Genomic DNA, 2495 nt, shown 5'->3' on the forward strand with positions numbered 1-2495 from the left:
GTGCCTGACACTGCGCCGGGCGGGGTCTTCTTCTTTCTTCCGACTTCGAAAGACAGGGCGTTTCACGCTACTTGGCTTCCTTGTCACTCGAATCCGCTCGTACCTCCCTCTTCTTGCTCAAATCAGGACTGATATCCTTCCATCCCTTCGGCTCAATGATCTGAAACTTGGAAGTGTCAATCTCTTTGTCAATGGCCAGCCGAAGCACTTCGATCTGATTTGAGACGGTACCTTTATCATCGGTCTCAAGCAGTTTCAACAACACGCCCGTTTCCTGATCAACCCACATCTTGAATCTGCTGGCCTGGTGTTTTTCGGCCAGTATACCGGCTAACGTACCTACCAGGACGACTGCCGTTCGATCCAGATAAGGTTCCGTTCCCACCACTTTGTGCGGATGCCGATAAAGCCAAAAGCCGTAAGCCTGCGGAAAAATGACATCGTGAGCCTCATGTGCATAGGAGGGATCTTTTCTGTATTCATAGACAGGGATTCCCTCTTCATCGATATAGTAACGGGGGCCTTTCTGGATTTTGCTTTCCTTCGTCACCGTTTTTATTTTCTGCTGTTTGACAAATGCCTTTTCCTGTTCGTATAAATGGATCATGGTCTCGCCGTTTGAGATGTGCTCACTTTGCTTCCCTGTCACGTTGCTTTTTACCTTTACATAGCTTCCAGGTGTATCGCCCACAGATACGTCAAATTCCACCACATCATCGACGCCAAGCGGCTTTTGCATGATCCGGTACGTCCCTTGAATGGTCGTGTAATAATCAATGGCATTGAGCATTTTATCCCGAATCGCTTCAGCAGTGATCTGTTGGCGTGCCGATTGCATTTCTGCATGTTGCTGAACTGCCGCTTCATTTGAAGTCTGCGGCAAAACCTTTCCTGCATCTCCACCAGCGCCATGGGCGACTGACGTGAGGAGTAAACAAATACCTGTGCAGCCTGCTATCATCATTTTTTTTGACATGATCTGCCCTCCTTGTCCCATACCTTCCACCTTTCACTCGCGGTGTATTGATTGACAGTCTCCACATATTCAGACGTGTATGGAGCCGCAGCGCTTCACTTTCATCCATAATTTTTGCTTATTATGGCAAAAATTTCTTACACACAGGATGTCAGTTCCCATTTGTTGTTCACCAGCGGCGGTTTGCATCCGGCCTGCGAATGCTTGCTGGTTGGCCGATATGCGCGGCACGCGAAATCGCAAAAAACCCCCTGGACCACCGCAAGGGTCCCAGGGGGGTTGTTGTCTGTTTACGGGTAGGTTAGTTTGCGGCTACGGCTGCCGCCTCTTTTGTCCGGGCGCGGTTGGCATCCTCGGACACGTGACGCACCAGATCGACCACGCGGCAGGAGTAGCCCCACTCGTTGTCGTACCAGGCGATCACTTTTACCTGGTTGGTGCCCATTACCATCGTGGAGAGGCCGTCGATGATGGACGAGTGATCGTTGCCATTGAAGTCGCTGGAGACCAGCGGTTCATCGCAAAATTCGATGTAGCCCTTCATGCTGCCCTCGCTCGCTTCACGCAGCACGCGGTTTACCTCTTCCACGGTTACCGGCTTCTTGGTGTTGATGACCAGGTCGACGACGGAGACGTTCGGCGTCGGGACGCGCAGGGCGAAACCGTTCAACTTGCCGTTCAGCTCCGGCAGCACCTTGCCCACGGCACGGGCGGCACCGGTCGTGGTCGGAATGATCGACTCACCAGCAGCGCGTGCGCGGCGCAGGTCCTTGTGCGGGTTGTCGATGTTTACCTGGTCGTTGGTGATGGAGTGAACCGTCGTCATCAGGCCCTGTTCGATGCCAAACGCTTCATGCAGCACCTTGGCCACCGGCGCCAGGCAGTTGGTGGTGCAGGAGGCGTTGGAGATGATGTGATGCTTCTCGTGGTCGTAAATGTCTTCGTTGACGCCCATGACAATGGTCACATCTTCTTCCTTCGCCGGTGCAGTGATGACCACCTTTTTCGCGCCGCTTTTCAGGTGCTTGCCGGCGCCTTCGCGGTCCTTGAACTTGCCGGTGGCCTCCACGACGATCTCCACGCCCAGTTCGCCCCACGGCAGATTGAGCGGATCGCGGTCGGACAGCACGACAGTCGGCTTGCCGTCTACGATAATCTTGTTGTCCTGTACTTCTACTTTATGAGGAAAACGCCCGTGAATGGTGTCGTATTTCAACAGATGAGCGAGTGTTTCAGGGGGATAACTGGCATTGATCGCAACGATCTCAATGTTGGGGTCTTGAACGGCGCGGCGAAAAACCATTCGTCCGATACGTCCGAAACCATTAATACCGATTTTGATTGTCATAATAAGAAACCCCTTCCTGCATTAAGTTACGCTATTCCTTACTTTCATTATAATAAGTATGACACAATTATCAATGTGTTTTACTCAAAAAATAAATATTTGGACGATTTGTCATCCTGTTTTTGGCTCGGTTATGGAGGACGAGCAGCGGCGTGATCGCTGCAAGCAATC

General features: G+C 51.9%; 2 protein-coding genes. Both read right to left on the minus strand.

The window, feature by feature from the left end:
- Nucleotides 1-67: 67 nt before the first annotated feature.
- On the minus strand, nt 68-976 hold the full coding sequence (locus KDN35_RS19610; protein ID WP_212133730.1) for a sigma-E factor regulatory protein RseB domain-containing protein: 909 nt from the start codon (nt 974-976) through the stop codon (nt 68-70).
- Between the two features lie 301 nt (nt 977-1277).
- Nucleotides 1278-2324 carry a glyceraldehyde-3-phosphate dehydrogenase gene (locus KDN35_RS19615; protein ID WP_212133732.1) on the minus strand — a complete coding sequence of 349 codons (1047 nt, stop codon included), beginning with the start codon at nt 2322-2324 and terminating at the stop codon, nt 1278-1280.
- Nucleotides 2325-2495: the final 171 nt, after the last annotated feature.

Source organism: Brevibacillus sp. NL20B1, assembly GCF_018195675.1.
In the GTDB taxonomy this organism is placed as follows: Bacteria; Bacillota; Bacilli; order Brevibacillales; family Brevibacillaceae; genus Brevibacillus; species Brevibacillus aydinogluensis.

Excerpts from the sequence above, each read along its gene's own strand:
- KDN35_RS19615 (WP_212133732.1), bottom strand. The coding sequence starts at position 2,324 with ATGACAATCAAAATCGGTATTAATGGTTTCGGACGTATCGGACGAATG.
- KDN35_RS19610 (WP_212133730.1), bottom strand. The coding sequence starts at position 976 with ATGTCAAAAAAAATGATGATAGCAGGCTGCACAGGTATTTGTTTACTC.